The following is a 15,815-nucleotide window of genomic DNA, read 5'->3' on the forward strand; positions in this document are numbered from 1 at the left end:
CGGGTCGCGATCGGAGATCTCGAAAAGGTTGCTCATGGCCAGGGGCGGATAGTCCCGGTCTGGGCGGCTTCCGCCTTTGCAGTGCGCATGCGGCGCAGTTCGACCACCTGCGCGGCGCCAACGGCGCGAGCGCGCAACTGGCCACAGCCGCCGTCCACATCCTGTCCTGCGCCATTCCTCACCTTGGTCAGCACACCACGGCTGTGCAGATAGCGGACGATCTCGCGGATGCGCTCGGGCGAGTTCGACGAGCAAGCGCGAGCCGTCGTTGCCGGCGTGTTCGGAGCGGACGCGGGCGAGGCCGTCCAGTTCCGCCGTCAAGGCGGGCACGGCGTCGCGCAGCGTCAGAGGCAGAAAGTTCTCGGCGCTCCGCCGTCGCGTGCCCATGTCCAGCGCTTGCCCTTTGAGCCAGACGCGCACGCCCCGGCCACGATGGACGGACAAGGCGCCGAGCGCGGCGCGGCGTTGGTCGAAGTCGGAGAAGCGCATGGGGGGCGAACTTTACCCTGCCCCCTGGAACGGGGTGTTGAAGTGTAGATGGTCTCTTATCGGCCAGGAGCGGACATTGCACAGTTCAAGATTTGATTTACAGAGACATTTGTTCAATCCGGGCGATGACTCGAAAGTTGAGCTTTTGCTTCGTCAATCAATTGATCTGGGTCTTGGGGAAATCTCAAACGATCGAACGCTTCCACCAGTTCATCCTTGCTTACGAGAAACATACCGTGTGCTTCAAGCTCCGCAACTCGCACTGCAATCTGATCTCGGGTCAGACCGCAGATGAGCACACCGTAAACTTCCGCATAGTGATTACCTTCTTTGAAAGTCTTCAAGAGCATTCGGTGCCTATCGACCAGTTTGCCAAGCAGATCTACATGTCAAAGTGTCAACAACCCGATCCGAGTTTCGAGCGGGGCGCGGTGCCTAGGCTAGCCAGCGGTAAGGTACGCAACTAGTGTTGGTTCGGCCATTGTGCCATGTGACCGGAGGTGAACACGCTCTAAGTATCGGTTACATCGCGCAGCCGTACGCCGGAGAAGTTGGCCGCACTCAATGCGTCAAACATCGCGCGGTCGCAGATAGGAGGAGCTCCCATGCGCTCCTGGCGGAAGACATGGACATCTCCCACAACATCCTGTTTGAACACCAAGCTGGCCCCGCCGACGAGGCTATAAAGCTTCTCGTCCTCGCCGGTCTGATAATTGTGGTCGAGCTTGATCCTCACGCGAGAGGAGGCTTCATCCAGGGCATCGAGTCTGCGCAGCACATTGCCTAGGTAGTAATGAGGACCGGGGCTCCCGTCAGCAAGGCTGAAGTCGCATGCCACAAATGCAAATGCCTCGGCGTCCATCCGCTCAAACAGCTGCTTCAAAGGCTCCGAAATAATCCATATGCCGGCAAACTCTTCCAGATCGCGTGGCATTCCGCCCTTCTCCGGTACATGAACCAGGTGGGGACGCTCCGGATACTGATTTGGCATTCCGTTAGGACGCGAGACGACATTCATCCCCGGATGGATCAGCTTCTCTTCGTTGGAGATTTCTATGCCGGGAACCCTGCCGTTGTCCAGGAAGCTGGCGTCGATCAGGAAAAATTCGCCCTTATGAGATGCGGCTTCGCCTGAAACTTCAACGGCGGTGGGTTCGGTCACGGTGGCTTCTATCATGGATGTGGGCGCAGAACGGGAATGCAGGTGAGCCGATGCTAACGGGGCTTTAGCGCAGCCACAAGTTCCGTCGAAATGGTGCCTGTAATACTTGATTAACTTGGCCGCTCCCGGCCAGGAACGGTCGTTTGACATCCCGGCCGCCGATTTCATGCAGGCATTCACTGCACAGATTCAGGTTCGGCAACGGCCGAAGGTACTCGTCAACCGCTACTCCCTGAAGCAGTGCAGAATGCCGTCGAAATCAGGAAAGACCACAGGAGCGCTAGAGGCCGCGGGGTCGATCATCCGACGATCGGAGCGAAAACCGATCGCCCCTGGTGAGGGCGTTCACGCGCTCAGGAAGCGAATGACTTCGGCCCAATCGTTGGTTGACAGGGCGACGTCCTCGAAGTCGCCTGCTTCCTCGTCGTAGCGCGAAACGCAGAAGCGCTGGCTCCTGCCGGATTCGCGGTCGGCATAGTTGGCGTAGTCGACATACACTTTCAAACCGCGCTCCTTGTTCTCGAATGAGGGAGCTGCATCGATGTAGCTCGACGCGTCGAAATACCCTTCGGGTATGGCCGGCAGGGTTGTTATGTCAAAGTCGGGAAATTCGCGACGGAGTCGTTCAAGGTTCATTAGGGAAGCATGTAGAGGCTGGAGACCTGGCATTTTACGTTGCTCAGGATCAGCCGCCACTGATGTCCCCCGAAATGGAGTTTGGGTTGGCACTGCGCGAATTTTCGCTGTTCCGGATTACCGTCACGGCCACTTGAGCTATCCACCGTGGCCAGAATCAGCCTCCCTGGCCTCGAAGCCGCGTGCTGGCGATGACCTTGTGCCGGGTACGGCGGTCCCGCCACTACCCGCAGGCACTCATTTTGGCTATCGCTCAGCGTATCGGGAAGAACGTACCGCCCAAGGTTCCGTTCAGGCCGCAATAGGGCGGACCAGATGAACCCGCGCCGGGCGGCTGTTCCTCGACGACCAGCCCATCACCCTGGCGTTGCAGGTTCAGTACCCAGCCCTTGGTGTCGACGCTCTTGACCCGCAGGCGCTCGCCCTTGGCCTTGCCGGCGGCCTCCACGTTGCACGACCAGCGCCCATCGTGCGGCTCTGCGGCCGAACCTTCATACAGGATATCGCCGTCGGGCTTCTTCCAGAGCGTGATCTCGCCGGAGAGGTTGCGCCATCTGCCGGTAAAGCCTTTGCGTTCCGCCGAGTCCAGCGAGGCGAGAAACGCGTCTCGGTATTTCAGACGGCTCGCGAGTTCCTCGATCGGCTTGTCTTTGTCGAACGGCTTCTCGAAGGCGTCGTCGCGCACCTTGGTGAAATAGCGCTGGTCGCGCAACAACGCTTCGGCCGTGATGGAGTCCAGGGATTTGCGCGCTTCGTTGTAGCGCTTGGCGATGCTTGCATCGAGCGCCGCGAGTTGCGAGTTCGCGCAGATGGCTTTTTCTGCTCCCGTGCGCGCCTTGGCGCAGTCGAACGAAGGCAAGGCCGCCGGCGCCGCCGTGGCGGTCAGGGAAAGAGTGCACAGCGCGGCGGCGCAGGCGGCAGAGAGTATGTTTTTGGTCGTCATCGTGTCGCGGATGATAGCGAGAATTCGCGCAACGCAGGGGCAAAAATATCCTGCGCCAAGCGTAACGGAGAACGGACGGGACCGGCGATGCTGCAGCCTTTGCCTGGATCAATCCTTGACCTCGCGGCCTGCTTCGAACCGGCCGGAGATTTGGAATCGTCCACCAGTCAGGCCTTGGGACGCCCGCGCCTTGCCGGCGCCGGCATGCTTACCAGCGGATCGTATAGGGCCTGTCCCCCAACCCCCATACGCCGTCTTTCCGTTCCAGCATGATGTGCCGGGTCTGCCACTCGTCCGGCTCCTGCTCCGAGGGAAAGCCGGTTATCTGGGGATAAAAGACGGGGTCCGCCGCCCAATCCGCGGTGGCGCGATCCAGCCGCCATTCGAACTTCACCGCCGAAACCGCGTTGGGGTTGTCGTCGAACGGATTCTTGCCCGGCTTGGAGTAGTCGAGGATCTTGCCGACCTGGAGGCCGGGAGCGCAGAACTTCGCGGTATAGACCAGCTTGGAACCGATGCGGGTCTCGCCATCTGTGTAGTACGCGCGGCCTTTTTCGGTCAGCTCCATGTGACTGGTGGCGTCCTCGGGATCCTCATCCGGTTTTGGAGGTGAGCCGTCGCCGTTGGCGCTGACGCGCTTGACCGTGATGAGCTGGTGTTTGATCAGCCCTTGCACTATTTTGTCCTGCTCTTGCAGGAAGATGGTGTAGACATCGGTCGGCAAGGGGCGCACCCCCACCACGTTGACGCAGGCGCTGCCTGGCGCATTGGTGGGCGTCGCCATGGCGGCGACCAGGATGTTGCGCATCTTGCTTTCGGTCAGGCCTGGACCCAGCGGGGATTCCTTCCAGGCATAAAACCCTGCGGCTGCGGCGATGGCCAGACCCAAGGCCCAGGCCTTGCGCGGAATCCGGCGGCGTTTGGTCGTGCGCTGCTTCTGGTGCATTCCCTTCCTTGCGGCTTGTGGTCTCGCGATAGTAACGCGGGGCGGAAAGCGGTCATTCGCCAGTATTGACCTGCACAGCCAACAGCCGCTAGGATTGCAGGCATGCCTAGTCGCTCCAAATCCCTCTTCTCGCTGGTCCGTGCATGTTGTCAGAACGTGCCGGGGGAAACTGCGTCTAGCAATTAGCGAAACGTTGAATCAATCGCCTCTGGCCGCCCGTTGCAAAACCGGCGGCTTTTTTGTTTTGCCTGCGCCCTTCGATACGGAGAGAGTCGATGCCACTTGCGTTGTATGACACCTGGTCGCGTACCGTGCGCTCGTTCACGCCAATCCGCGCTGACCACGTCGGCATGTATTGCTGCGGACCCACCGTCTATGACCATGCGCATATTGGCAATCTAAGAACGTATGTGTTTGAAGACATTCTGCGCCGGGTGCTCATTCGCAACGACTACGAGGTCCGTCACGTCGTTAATATCACCGACGTCGGTCATCTGACTTCGGACGCCGACGAAGGCGAAGACAAGATGGAAAAAGGCAGCAGACGGACTGGGGAGTCCGCATATGCTATTGCCCAGCGCTACACCGAGGCCTTCGTCGCGGATTGGCATGCCCTCAACTTGCTGGAGCCGACGGTATGGTGCCGCGCGACCGATCACATCGCCGAACAGATCGCGTTTATCGGCGAGTTGGACAGGTCCGGCTATGTGTATAGGACCAACGACGGTCTCTATTTCGACACAAGCAAACAGGATGACTACGGCTTTCTGGCCCGGCTCGACCGTGCCGGCCTGCAGGCCGGCAAGCGCGTAGCACTTGGCGCGAAGCGGAACATCACGGACTTTGCGCTATGGAAGTTCAGTCCGGCGGGCGTAGCGCGGCAGATGGAATGGGATAGCCCATGGGGACGTGGATTTCCGGGCTGGCATATTGAGTGCTCGGCCATGTCGGCGAAACACCTCGGCATCTGGTTCGACATCCACTGTGGCGGAGAAGACCATATCGCCGTGCATCACAGCAACGAAATTGCGCAAACACAAGCAGCCCACGGCACTCGTCTTGCGAACTTCTGGATACACGGACATTTTCTAACACTCAATGCCGACGCCAAGATGTCGAAGTCGAGTGGGGATTTTGTTCGCTTGCAGACCTTGCGCAGTCGGAACATCGATCCGCTTGCCTACCGTTACCTGTGCATGACAGCTCATTACCGGAGCAAGCTGCATTTCAGTTGGGCGTCTCTTGGTGCAGCGCAGACAGCCTTGAACCGGCTGCGGCATCTCTATTCCGGTTGGTCGGACGGTGGCCGCATCGATCCGGATTTCGCCGCGCGTTTCAACGCCGAATTGAATGATGACCTGAATCTGCCGAGAGCATTGGCCGTGCTATGGGAACTCGTCAAGAGCCAGCTCCCACCTGCGACCTTGAAAGCGACTGTGGACAGCTTTGATTTTGTACTGGGCCTCGGGTTACGCGATTGGAGCCCAGTTGCGTCTGACATTCCGGAAAGTATCCGGGTGCTGCTCGGCAAACGCGCTCAAGCCCGAGAGGCAAAGGACTGGGCAAAAGCCGATGAGATACGGAAGATGCTAAGCACCCGAGGCTGGAGGGTCGAGGATGGCAACGACGGGCAACGCCTGACTGAAATCGCCACGCCGCATGGGTCAGCTACCGGCCAGTAGCGGCCGACGTTCAGACGCAGGCGTGCGTGACGGGCGGCGTTGACCGGCTGGAGTGGGACTCGCCGGCTGTCAGCCAGCTGACAGGTGGGCGCGGGGGGCTGCAGCTACACTTCCGGGTTCCCGCGCCGATGGCCGCCGGGCCGGCCCCGTGCGCAGAGGCAAGGCGGCCGGCAGACGGCCCAACTCTCATTCTCCCGACATGTCGCAACCCGATTCGTTCAATCTGAAGCAGATCGCCGTGCCGGCGTTTGGCCCGTCGCTGCTCTATGGCATCAGCAATGGCGCCATCCTTCCCGTGATCGCGCTCACCGCGCGCGACCAGGGAGCGTCGTTGGCCGCCGCCGGCCTGATCGCCGCCCTCATCGGGGTCGGCTCGCTGCTCTCCAACATTCCGTCCGCGCTGATCACCCATCGCTTCGGCGAGAAGCGCGCCATGGCTGGTGCGGCGGTGCTGAGCGTGGCCGGCCTGCTGCTCGTGATCGGCGTGTCCAATCTGTGGGTGCTGGCGCTGGCCATGCTGATGCAGGGATGCGCGCAGTCGGTGTTCCAGCTGGCGCGCCAGAGCTACATGATCGAGGTCGTGCCGCTGGCGTACCGGGCGCGGGCCCTGTCCACGCTCGGCGGCACGACGCGGATCGGCACCTTCATCGGTCCGTTCGCGGGCGCGGCGCTGATCCATTTCCTGGGGCTCGACGGCGCCTATTGGGTTGCCGTCTGCGCCATGCTCGGCGCCGGCTTCATCGCCATCAAGGCGCCCGACATCGAGCCCTCGGGCAGCGCGGGCGCGGGTGCGCCGCGCGCGCGCATGGGCGAGGTCGCGCGTGATCATCGCGGCGTGTACGCCACGCTGGGCGTGGGCGTGATGCTGATCAGCGCGCTGCGCGCGTCGCGCCAGGTGGTGATTCCGCTGTGGGCGGACCATCTCGGCCTCGACGCCACCACCACCTCGCTCATCTACGGGCTGGTCGCCGCGGTCGATATGTCCGTGTTCTATCCCGCCGGCAAGGTGATGGACCAGCGCGGCCGCCTGTGGGTGGCGCTGCCCTGCACGCTGCTGATGGGGCTGAGCCTGATGGCGATCCCGCTCACCGGCGGGGTGACAAGCTTCATCCTGGTGTCGGTGCTGCTGGGTTTCGGCAATGGCATAGGATCAGGCATCGTGATGACGCTGGGCGCCGACGCCGCGCCGGCGGGTGCGCGCACGCAGTTCCTCGGCATCTGGCGTTTCATGGCGGATCTCGGCTCTAGCGGCGGGCCGGTGGCGCTGTCGGTGCTGACCGCCCTGGCGTCGCTCGGCGGCGCATCGTTCGGCGTCGGTACGCTGGGCCTGGTGGCGGCCGGCGTGTTCTGGCGCTGGCTGCCGCGCCGCGCACAGGCTTGAGCGCCCCGTGGCCGATGGCTTCAGGCTATAAAGTGGCTTGTTGACATGGATCGAAGAGGGATAGGGAATGTCCGACGCAAGCCCGCTTTTTAACGACCACGCCGTGTACAGAACCTTGCTGGAGTCGACCAAGGCTATACCCTGGAAGATCGATTGGGCCACGATGAAATTCGCCTATATCGGCCCCCAGATCGAGGCGCTGCTGGGCTGGAGCGTGGATAGTTGGGTGAGCGTCGAGGACTGGGCCATGCGCATGCATCCCGAGGATCGCGAATACGTGGTGAATTTCTGCGTCACCCAATCCCAGGCCGGCGTGGACCATGAAGCGGACTACCGGGCGCTGACCAAGGACAACGGCTATGTGTGGATTCGCGACGTGGTGCACGTGGTGCGCGATGACCGAGGCGAAGTCGAAGCGCTGATCGGCTTCATGTTCGACATCACCGAACGCAAGAAGACCGAGGAAAAGCTGCTGCGCTTGCAAAAAGAGCTGGAGGACCTGTCCTTCAAGGATGGTTTGACGAATATTGCCAACCGGCGTCGCTTTGACAGCAGTTTCGAATTGGAGTGGGAGCGTGCGCGCAGCGAACGGCAGCCCCTGTCCATATTGTTGTTCGACGTCGATTTTTTCAAGCAATACAACGACTTGTACGGCCACACTCAGGGCGACAAGTGCCTGGTGGAGATCGCCCAGACGCTGAGTCTGGCGCTGGACGGTCCTCGCGATCTTGTGGCGCGCTACGGCGGTGAAGAGTTTGTCGTGCTGCTGCCTGAAGCCGATGCCGACGGAGCCCGGAAAGTCGCTGAACGCTGCCAGCGATTGCTCCAGAAGAAAGCTATCGTGCATGCGCTGTCGCCGCATGGCAGGCGCGTCACTGTCAGCATAGGCGCGGGCACGGTGCTGCCAGGCGGGCCGGCGGAGCGCGCTGCCGTCATCAAAGCCGTGGATCAGCAGCTGTATGTGGCCAAGAACAACGGGCGCAACCGTATCGAGCATGAGCAGTTGGAGAGCTGAACCTGCGACTTGCCCTGCATGCCGCCAGCAGGAACTACAGCCATCCGCGATTTTGAAATTCGGCGGTTCAACCCTGAAGACAAGGACGCGTTTTTCCAGGAGACCTCTCATGCCAAAATTTGTGGCAATAGGATATGGAGACCGGGCGGGTTACGACCAGACTGCGCCGGCCGTCCGGGACGCAGCCCACGCGCACGACGCAAGATTGCGGAAAGGCGGCGCGTTGATGGGTATTGCAGGCGCGCCCGTGCAGGTGCGTAACACCAACGCTGCCCGGGTCGAAACGTCGAACGGGCCCTACATGAGCTCGACCTTGCCGGTGGCTGGCTTTTCCCTCATCGAGGCAGCCGATCTGGCCGAAGCGATAGACCTGGTGTCACGCACGCCCTGCGCGGTTGCACACGGCGTCGTTGAGGTGTGGCCGCTGGAACAGCCGTAGCCAGCCAGGCGCCGGGATCCGTCACTCCCAAGGTGACGGGGTGAATGCACCCAGCAGCTCGTCTACGGCGGCTCTGATCTTGGGGGCCAGCTCGCGCGCCGCGGGCCATAAGGCCAGGATGGGAAAGCCCTCCACCTCTCGCGATCCAGGAACAGTTGCCAGGGTGCCGGCTTTCAGTTCGTCCACGACCAGCCAGGTCGGAAATTGAGCCATTCCCATGCCATCGAGAACAGCGCTTCTCAGCGCCTCGCCATCACTGATGGTGTGACGTCCCGCCACTTTGATGTTCACCGGTTGATTATCCGCGCCGGCCAACCTCCACGGCAGCACGCGCCCGCCTTGCGAAAAAGTGATGCAGTCGTGAGCCGGGAGATCCTCGATGGTGGCGGGATAGCCACGCGCGGCAAAGTAGCCGGGCGATCCACACACGACAAATCTCTGCACGCCCAAGCGACGCGCGGCGATGGAGGAGCTGTTTCCAGGGTCGCCCAGGCGCACAGCCAGGTCGATATTTTCCTCGACCAGGTCCACGGCGCGGTCGGTGAAGCTCACATCAAGCGACAGCTTGCGGTGCCGGCGAGCCAGGTCGCGTAGAACGGGCATGACCCATTTTCGTCCGAAGGTTACGGGCAGGCTGACACGCAATCTGCCTGAAACCTCTCTGCGCCCTGTGGCCGCCCTGGCCTCTGCCTCGTCCAGTTCGGCCAGCACCCGCAGGCAACTCCGATAGAAATCTTCCCCCTCCACGGTGAGGCCGAGCCGCCGGGTGGTTCGATCGAGCAAGCGGATTCCCAACCGCGCCTCCAACGTCGCCACGCTTTTGCCTACGGCAGACCTTGATAAGCCGGCCCGGCTGGCTGCCGCGGAGAAACTGCCGGCCTCCACCGCCTGGACAAACAAGCTGATGCCTTGAAGACGCGCCGTGCTGTAAGTCGTCATGGAGAATGTAATTGAAGAAAAAAAGTCGCCAGTTAACGGAAAATATTGGGCCACTGGCGCATGCTAATCGCAAATAGACTGGGCGGAGCACTTCACCACATTCAATCGAGGCCTTAGAAGATGACCGCCAACATGATGACGTCCTGGCACCTTCCGTCATTCGGAATTGAAAACCTGTCGATGGTCTCGGGGCCCTTGCCTCGCCCCGGCCCCCATGACGTATTGGTAAAAGTGGCGGCGGTATCGCTCAATTACCGCGACAGGCTGGTGATCAACGGAGCCTTGTTGCCGGACCGGCCCGCCATGCCCTTCGTACCGGTTTCCGACATGGCGGGTGAAGTCATCCAGGTGGGGTCGCGCTCGACGCGGTTTCGCGTCGGTGACCGCGTGATGGGGAATTTCTGGACTCAGTGGCTGGATGGCGAACCGCCCCGCGCGATGCTCCGGCATGGTCTTTCATTGGGCGGTCCACTGCCAGGGATGCTGGCGGAATATGTCGTGCTTCCAGAGGCGATCGCCGTGTCCGCGCCAAACACCCTTTCGTACGAAGAAGCCTCCACCTTGCCGGTGGCCGCGTTAACCGCCTGGTTTGCCCTGGTAGAGGCAGGAAAGCTGAGAAAGGGCCAAACGGTTCTGGTCCAAGGCACTGGCGGCGTGTCGCTGTTCGGCCTGCAGTTCGCCCGTGCGTTGGGAGCGCGAGTCATTGTCACGTCGCGCGGCGACGACAAATTGGCGCGCGCGAACGCGTTGGGTGCGTGGGCGGGCATTAACACCACCCAGGTTCCAGCCTGGGCACAAGCTGCGATCGAACTGACCGGTGGAAACGGCGTGGATCATGTTCTGGAACTGATGGGCGGCGACAATCTGCACCAGTCCGTCGAGGCGCTGGCCGGTGGCGGTCACATCCTCCAGATTGGTTTCATGAGCGGCACTGAAATCCGTATGCCCGCCATTCCGCTCCAACTCAGACGAGGCACGTTGACCGGCGTATCCGTCGGTCACCGGCGGGCCTTCGATGACATGAATACATTCATCGACCGGCACGGCATCAAGCCCGTCATTGACAAGGTCTTCTCTTTTGCCGAGGCCCCCGCGGCCCTTGCCCGCCTGGAGCGGGGGCCATTCGGCAAGATCGTCATTCGCGTCGGCAAGTGAGGCTTGATCGGCATCCGGAAGGCGACGCTATTGCTCGACTGCAATCGCGATTTTCCCCTGGATGCCGTTGTTGGGACTCTCCAGCCGGGCATGCGCGAGCGGAATGTCGGCTAGCGGATAGACGGCGCCCACGTGCGGCCGCAGCTGTCCGCGCGTTACCAATGCGCTCAACTCATCAAGCTTGCCGCGGTTTTGCCTTGTGAACACGAAGTGGTAGCTCGCGTTCTTGCCCCAGGCTTGAAGAACGTTTTGCGGCTGTGCCGTATCCACGATGGTGACCACGCGGCCCAGTTGTGCGAGCGCGTCCGGGCTGCGCGACAATGTGTTGCCGCCGATGGTGTCGAACACGACATCGACGCCGCGGCCCCCGGTTTCCCGCAAGATGGCGTCGACATAGTCTTCCCTTTCGTAGTCGATGACGACATCGGCGCCCACACTTCGTGCGAACTCAAAGTTCGCTTTGCGCACGGTCGTGAACACCCTTGCTCCCATGGCTTTTGCGAGCTGGATCGCCACATGACCGACGCCTCCCGCGCCGCCGTGCACCAGAATGCTCTCCCCCACCCTGAGCGCCGCACGCACGACCAGCGCTTCCCACGCCGTCCCGCCAACCAGGGTCAGGCTTGCGGCCTCCAGATGGCTCAGCGAGGGAGGCTTCTTGCCGATGATGCTCTCGGCGGCAACGTGGTACTCGGCATAACTTCCTGGCCCGTCGAAGATTTGCGGGGTGTACCAGACTTCGTCTCCTGGAGAGAAACCCGTCACACCCGGCCCGACGGCTTCGACCACGCCAGATACGTCGTGTCCGGTAATGGCCGGCAGTGGCACCAGGTCGGGATAATCGCCCCGTCGGACCTGGTAATCCAAGGGATTGATGGAGGTTGCATGGACCCGGACCAGGACTTGTCCCGCTTGCGGCACAGGCTTGGGCACCTCGCAAAACTCGAACGATTCCGGACCGCCGAATGATTTAAGGATGACGGCTTTCATTGGATAACCTCGCATCGGTAAAAAGGGATATCGGGATTTTCCGATATCATGTGGCAAAAAAATTACAGCTCTTTCCCTATGATCTCGGCAAGAGCACTGATCGTGGCTTCGTTCCGCTTGTAGTAGGTCCACGCACCGATGCGCCTGACTTCAACCAGGCCTGCCCGCTGCAGCGTTGCAAGGTAGTCAGACACCGTTGACTGCGATAGTCCGACGCCTTCTTGAATACTGCTGACGCAGACTCCCACCGTAAGAACGTCCCCTTCGTCCTGCGGAGGGAAATTCTTCACGGGATCCTTCAAACCTTTCAGGATTTCAAGGCGCGTCCGATTCGAGAGGGCTTTGAATACTTCGAGCAATTCCATGGCCAGATGATATCGGGATTTCGCGATATGTCAATGCTCGCGAGCGATAAGCTACGATGCAGGCGGTCTGGCGACGTGTCGAGCTCCAAAGCAGCGCCCTGCCCGATGAGTGATCTCATCGGCCTCACGGGGCGACCGTCGCCATCGAGGTCCGCAGCCACAGGGCTGCAAGCAAACGAATCCAGGAGAAGTACCGCAGTGAATGACGACCGCACACCGGATACCGGCATATCCGAGGACCGCAAGGAACAGGAACCCAGGCTTTGGCGTGACGACGGCTGGACCGCGCGGATCATCAAGAACGAGGAAGACGACGGCTGGGCCGTGGAGATGACGCTGGACGGACAAGCCGAGCCGGCCCTGGTGGGCCCCTGGACCATGGGCCGCGACAAGAAGAACCCCAAGCCGCTCGACTCCCCCGCCTTCATCACCCTGGTCAAGACCGCCAACGAAGTCCTGCGTCGCCACGAACAGCAATTGCATGCAACGCTGCACAAGAGCGTGAAGATCGATGCCGCCGCCGGCCGCCTGACCATCAAGCTGGATATCGTTCCCGACGAAGACGAGCCGTATGCCGTGCTGAGCGCCTACGATGAATTTGGCGAACAACTGGCCCAGGTCCAGGTTGCTCCGACGTACAAGCTGAGCGTGCAACGCGCATCGGAGTGGGCTTCCGGCGGTTTCGGGAAGCACGGGTGACACACGGCCTGCCTTGCCCGGTATGTGCCCCGGGCTGGCAGCCTACTTGAACTGCGTGCTGTAGCTGACGGGCTCCCAACGAAACGACGTTCCGGTTTTCACCAGGCGGCCGACGCCCGGGAACGACAGGTGCGAAGCCCCGATCAGCACGTGGTCCCGCGCCGCGTCGCCGAAGAACTTCAGGCGGGTGGCAGCGGCCTCCTTCTCGTCCATGTCGAACGCAATCGTCACCTCTGGATGCTGGAGCTGTACCGCGCCAACGTGGATGAGGTCGCCGATCAGCAAAAGGCGCTGGCCCTGGCTTTCAACCGAGTAGACGGTATGGCCCACGGTGTGGCCGTGCGCCGTGAGCGCGCTGATCCCGGGCAGCAGTTGAGCGCCTGCGCGGAACGGCACGACCTTGCCGGCTTGCGCATACGGCGTCAGGGAGGTGATGGCGCCCTCGAAAAAGCCGCGGGCCATGTCGTCTGCCTTGCCCATCCGCTCCGGCGACATCCAATAGCTCATCTCGGCCTGCTCCATGCGGATGGTCGCGTTTGCAAAAGCCATCTTGCCCTGGACCATCAGCCCGCCGAGATGGTCGGGATGGGCGTGGGTCAGCAGGATTTCGTCGACTTGCTCCGGCAGGTAGCCCGCCGCGCGCAGGTTGGCGGCGAGCTGACCCAGGGCCGGGCCCATCAGGCCGCCGGTCCCCGTGTCGATGAGCACGAGCTTGTCGCCGGTGTTGACCAGGTAGGCATTGATGGAGGTCTCCACCGGGCTGCTCAGATGGTTGGCGCGCAGGTGGCTGCCGATGTCGCCCGTATGGCTGTGCAGTAGTGCCTCGGCGGGCAAATCGACGGTGCCGTCGCTCAGGGCGGTGATTTCGAACGCGCCGAGCATCATGCGGTAGAACCCGGGCGCTTGTGTTTTCACCATGGGAGCTGCCGCCTGGACGGCCTGTGGCAGCACGGCGCCGCCGGTTGCAAATGCCATTGCGAGCGCGGCCTGGAGCGAAAGGGAACGAAGTTTCATGATCGGTTTCTTGATGGTGTGTTTCAACGGGTTCCTATGATTCAATAAGCCACCCCCATCAATCAAATCGAATAATATGATCAGCAATATCAGGGAACGTGATTTACGAGGCGTAGACCTGAATCTCCTGGTGACCCTGCTGGTGCTGTTGCGGGAAAGAAGCGTTTCCAAGGCGGCGCAGTGTCTGCACCTGGGCCAGCCGGCGGTGAGCGGCGCGCTGGGGCGATTGCGCGAGCTGTTTCACGACGATCTGCTGGTCCGCGCCCCGGGCGGCATGCAGCCGACGCCGCGCGGACTGGAATTGCAGGCGCAGCTGTTGCCGGTGCTGGCCGAGATGCAGTCGGTGGTCTTGCAGACGCCTACTTTCGATGCCGCAAAAAGCGAACGGCGCTTTACCATCGGCGTGATGGACTGGGTCAACGCCTGGCTGCTGCCGGGCTTGCTTGCCCGGCTTGCCGCGCAAGCTCCGCAAGTGCGCCTGGCGGTACTGGCGACGGACCGGTTCCGCTTCGCCGACATGCTGCAGCAGGAAGAGATCGATCTGGCCGTCGGACCGTTTTCAACAGGCCTGCGCTGGCAACGGTCGGAAGTCCTGGCGACGGTTCCCTATTGCTGCGTCGCACGGGCGGGGGTCATTGGAAGTGCCGGGAAATTGACCTTGAAGCAATTCGCGGCCCTGCCCCATGTGATGGTCACTTACCGCGGCGCCACCCGCGGCATCGTCGACGAGGCGCTGGCCTTGCGCGGGATGGAGCGGCGAGTTGTCTGCACCGTGCCAGGCTTTTCGTCCGTGCCTCCCGTGCTGAGGGAGATGCCGGCCATAGCCACGGTGCCCAGGGTGATCGCCGACTCCTGGCGCCGCGAGTACGGCCTGGAAGTCGCCGAGCTTCCGGTCGCGCTTCCGGCAACCCACGTCGCCCTGGTCAGGCATCAAAGCCGCGACAACGACCCAGCCGTTCTGTGGCTGGGCAATCTCATCAAATCCGTGGCGCAGCCCGGGACCTGATCTGCTTGCGGAATGCCTAGCGGGGCGGCGTCTCGTCGCCTGCGTTGCGGCCCTGCATGGGAAAGCGCGTGCGGAACATGGGCGAAGCCAGGCTGGCCAGCGCCAGTTCCTCGGCCGCCGCCAGCAATTGCGGCCCCAGTTCCAGCATGCGCGCTTCGGTCAGGCGCAAGGCCGGGCCGGCGATGCTCAGCACGCCGATGGCATCTTCGCCTTTGCGTTGCACCGGCGCCGCCATGGCCGTCATGCCCGGCGCGAACACTTCATTGATCATCGCGTAGCCACGCTTGCGGCCGGCGTGCAGGATCTTGGTCAAGGCGGCGATGGTTGTCGGCGCGTTGGGGCCATATTCCTCCGGCGTTCCGAAGCCTTGCCGCGAGACCAGATCCAGCGCCCGCTCATCGGACATCGTCAGCATCCATGCGTGTCCCGAGGCGCTGCACGACAGTCTGGCGTCCGATCCCATTTCCGGGTCATAGCGCAGCCCATGCCGCGCGCCTTGCGCCTTGGCCACCCATGTCAGGCGTTCGTTGTCGACGATCGCCAGGCGCACGAGTTCGCCTGAAATTTCCGCCAGACGGTCCACCAGCGGCTGGGCGATATCGACAATGCCGGTCGCCGCCAGATAGCTCAACCCGATCGACGCCACGCGCGCGGTCAAGGCGTAATCGCCGTGGTCGCGCATTTGCCGCACATAGCCGCAACGGCACAGGTCGGTCAGCAGACGGTGCGCGGCACTCTGCGGAATCTCCAGTTGCTGGGCAAGGGAGGCAAGGGGAACACCTTCGGGTCTGGAGGATAGGTACTCCATGACGGCAAGCGCGCGTTCGAGGACTCCGGCCATGTCATCTCAACAAAGTAGTGGTTAATGGATGATAACCCTAGGTGGAAAAATATTCCACCCGGAATTACATTCCACTACCGAGTCTTGCAAGACATCGAGAACATTCCAAGAAA

17 protein-coding genes and 1 pseudogene are annotated in these 15,815 nt (G+C 61.9%); 7 read left to right on the top strand and 11 right to left on the bottom strand.

Annotation, left to right across the window (positions count from 1 at the left end; all coding sequences use genetic code 11):
• Window positions 1-237: 237 nt before the first annotated feature.
• The 6 genes and pseudogenes from HLG70_RS29740 to HLG70_RS09470 form a co-directional block, all read right to left on the bottom strand.
• A pseudogene (locus HLG70_RS29740) lies at window positions 238-489 on the bottom strand (rRNA methyltransferase); the annotation flags it as partial.
• Between the two features lie 113 nt (window positions 490-602).
• Window positions 603-833 carry a hypothetical protein gene (locus HLG70_RS09450; protein ID WP_171662798.1) on the bottom strand — a complete coding sequence of 77 codons (231 nt, stop codon included), beginning with the start codon at window positions 831-833 and terminating at the stop codon, window positions 603-605.
• A 167-nt stretch (window positions 834-1,000) separates the two neighbouring features.
• Window positions 1,001-1,666 (bottom strand): imm11 family protein, encoded by a 666-nt coding sequence (locus tag HLG70_RS09455; protein ID WP_171662797.1) that lies wholly within the window; start codon window positions 1,664-1,666, stop codon window positions 1,001-1,003.
• A 330-nt stretch (window positions 1,667-1,996) separates the two neighbouring features.
• Window positions 1,997-2,287 (bottom strand): hypothetical protein, encoded by a 291-nt coding sequence (locus HLG70_RS09460; RefSeq protein WP_171662796.1) that lies wholly within the window; start codon window positions 2,285-2,287, stop codon window positions 1,997-1,999.
• A 253-nt stretch (window positions 2,288-2,540) separates the two neighbouring features.
• Window positions 2,541-3,230 carry a lysozyme inhibitor LprI family protein gene (locus tag HLG70_RS09465; RefSeq protein ID WP_171662795.1) on the bottom strand — a complete coding sequence of 230 codons (690 nt, stop codon included), beginning with the start codon at window positions 3,228-3,230 and terminating at the stop codon, window positions 2,541-2,543.
• Between the two features lie 208 nt (window positions 3,231-3,438).
• Window positions 3,439-4,176, bottom strand: coding sequence for a hypothetical protein (locus HLG70_RS09470; protein WP_171662794.1), 738 nt, complete (start codon window positions 4,174-4,176; stop codon window positions 3,439-3,441).
• Window positions 4,177-4,451: 275 nt separating this feature from the next.
• Here HLG70_RS09470 and cysS point away from each other — a divergent pair, with 275 nt between their 5' ends.
• From cysS to HLG70_RS09490, 4 genes are all read left to right on the top strand, one after another.
• Window positions 4,452-5,858: a cysteine--tRNA ligase gene (gene cysS, locus HLG70_RS09475; RefSeq protein WP_171662793.1), complete on the top strand. Its 1,407-nt coding sequence runs from the start codon at window positions 4,452-4,454 to the stop codon at window positions 5,856-5,858.
• Window positions 5,859-6,057: 199 nt separating this feature from the next.
• Window positions 6,058-7,239 carry an MFS transporter gene (locus HLG70_RS09480; RefSeq protein ID WP_171662792.1) on the top strand — a complete coding sequence of 394 codons (1,182 nt, stop codon included), beginning with the start codon at window positions 6,058-6,060 and terminating at the stop codon, window positions 7,237-7,239.
• A gap of 67 nt (window positions 7,240-7,306) precedes the next feature.
• Window positions 7,307-8,254 (top strand): sensor domain-containing diguanylate cyclase, encoded by a 948-nt coding sequence (locus tag HLG70_RS09485; protein WP_171662791.1) that lies wholly within the window; start codon window positions 7,307-7,309, stop codon window positions 8,252-8,254.
• A 223-nt stretch (window positions 8,255-8,477) separates the two neighbouring features.
• Entirely contained in the window at window positions 8,478-8,693 is a 216-nt protein-coding gene (locus HLG70_RS09490; protein WP_326491083.1) for a hypothetical protein, read from the top strand.
• 21 nt (window positions 8,694-8,714) lie between these two features.
• On the opposite strand, the gene HLG70_RS09495 is transcribed toward HLG70_RS09490, so the two are convergent.
• On the bottom strand, window positions 8,715-9,686 hold the full coding sequence (locus tag HLG70_RS09495) for a LysR family transcriptional regulator (protein WP_234103044.1): 972 nt from the start codon (window positions 9,684-9,686) through the stop codon (window positions 8,715-8,717).
• Between the two features lie 66 nt (window positions 9,687-9,752).
• Between HLG70_RS09495 and HLG70_RS09500 the strand changes: the two genes are divergently transcribed.
• The gene (locus HLG70_RS09500) at window positions 9,753-10,787 is read left to right on the top strand and encodes a zinc-dependent alcohol dehydrogenase family protein (RefSeq protein WP_171662789.1); all 1,035 of its coding nucleotides are present in this window, start codon (window positions 9,753-9,755) and stop codon (window positions 10,785-10,787) included.
• 27 nt (window positions 10,788-10,814) lie between these two features.
• Here HLG70_RS09500 and HLG70_RS09505 read toward each other — a convergent pair whose 3' ends face one another.
• Both HLG70_RS09505 and HLG70_RS09510 read right to left on the bottom strand, forming a co-directional pair.
• Window positions 10,815-11,777 carry a zinc-dependent alcohol dehydrogenase family protein gene (locus HLG70_RS09505; RefSeq protein WP_171662788.1) on the bottom strand — a complete coding sequence of 321 codons (963 nt, stop codon included), beginning with the start codon at window positions 11,775-11,777 and terminating at the stop codon, window positions 10,815-10,817.
• Window positions 11,778-11,839: 62 nt separating this feature from the next.
• The gene (locus HLG70_RS09510) at window positions 11,840-12,142 is read right to left on the bottom strand and encodes an ArsR/SmtB family transcription factor (RefSeq protein ID WP_171662787.1); all 303 of its coding nucleotides are present in this window, start codon (window positions 12,140-12,142) and stop codon (window positions 11,840-11,842) included.
• A 198-nt stretch (window positions 12,143-12,340) separates the two neighbouring features.
• Here HLG70_RS09510 and HLG70_RS09515 point away from each other — a divergent pair, with 198 nt between their 5' ends.
• Window positions 12,341-12,841 (top strand): hypothetical protein, encoded by a 501-nt coding sequence (locus tag HLG70_RS09515; protein ID WP_171662786.1) that lies wholly within the window; start codon window positions 12,341-12,343, stop codon window positions 12,839-12,841.
• 42 nt (window positions 12,842-12,883) lie between these two features.
• Here the strand turns inward: HLG70_RS09515 and HLG70_RS09520 are convergent, their stop codons facing one another.
• Window positions 12,884-13,882 carry an MBL fold metallo-hydrolase gene (locus HLG70_RS09520; RefSeq protein ID WP_234103045.1) on the bottom strand — a complete coding sequence of 333 codons (999 nt, stop codon included), beginning with the start codon at window positions 13,880-13,882 and terminating at the stop codon, window positions 12,884-12,886.
• Window positions 13,883-13,931: 49 nt separating this feature from the next.
• On the opposite strand from HLG70_RS09520, the gene HLG70_RS09525 reads away from it, so the two are divergent.
• On the top strand, window positions 13,932-14,861 hold the full coding sequence (locus tag HLG70_RS09525; RefSeq protein WP_171662785.1) for a LysR family transcriptional regulator: 930 nt from the start codon (window positions 13,932-13,934) through the stop codon (window positions 14,859-14,861).
• Between the two features lie 16 nt (window positions 14,862-14,877).
• On the opposite strand, the gene HLG70_RS09530 is transcribed toward HLG70_RS09525, so the two are convergent.
• Window positions 14,878-15,702, bottom strand: coding sequence for an IclR family transcriptional regulator (locus HLG70_RS09530; protein ID WP_171662784.1), 825 nt, complete (start codon window positions 15,700-15,702; stop codon window positions 14,878-14,880).
• Window positions 15,703-15,815: the final 113 nt, after the last annotated feature.

The sequence above is a fragment of the Achromobacter deleyi genome, from assembly GCF_013116765.2.
Taxonomy (GTDB): domain Bacteria; phylum Pseudomonadota; class Gammaproteobacteria; order Burkholderiales; family Burkholderiaceae_B; genus Achromobacter; species Achromobacter deleyi_A.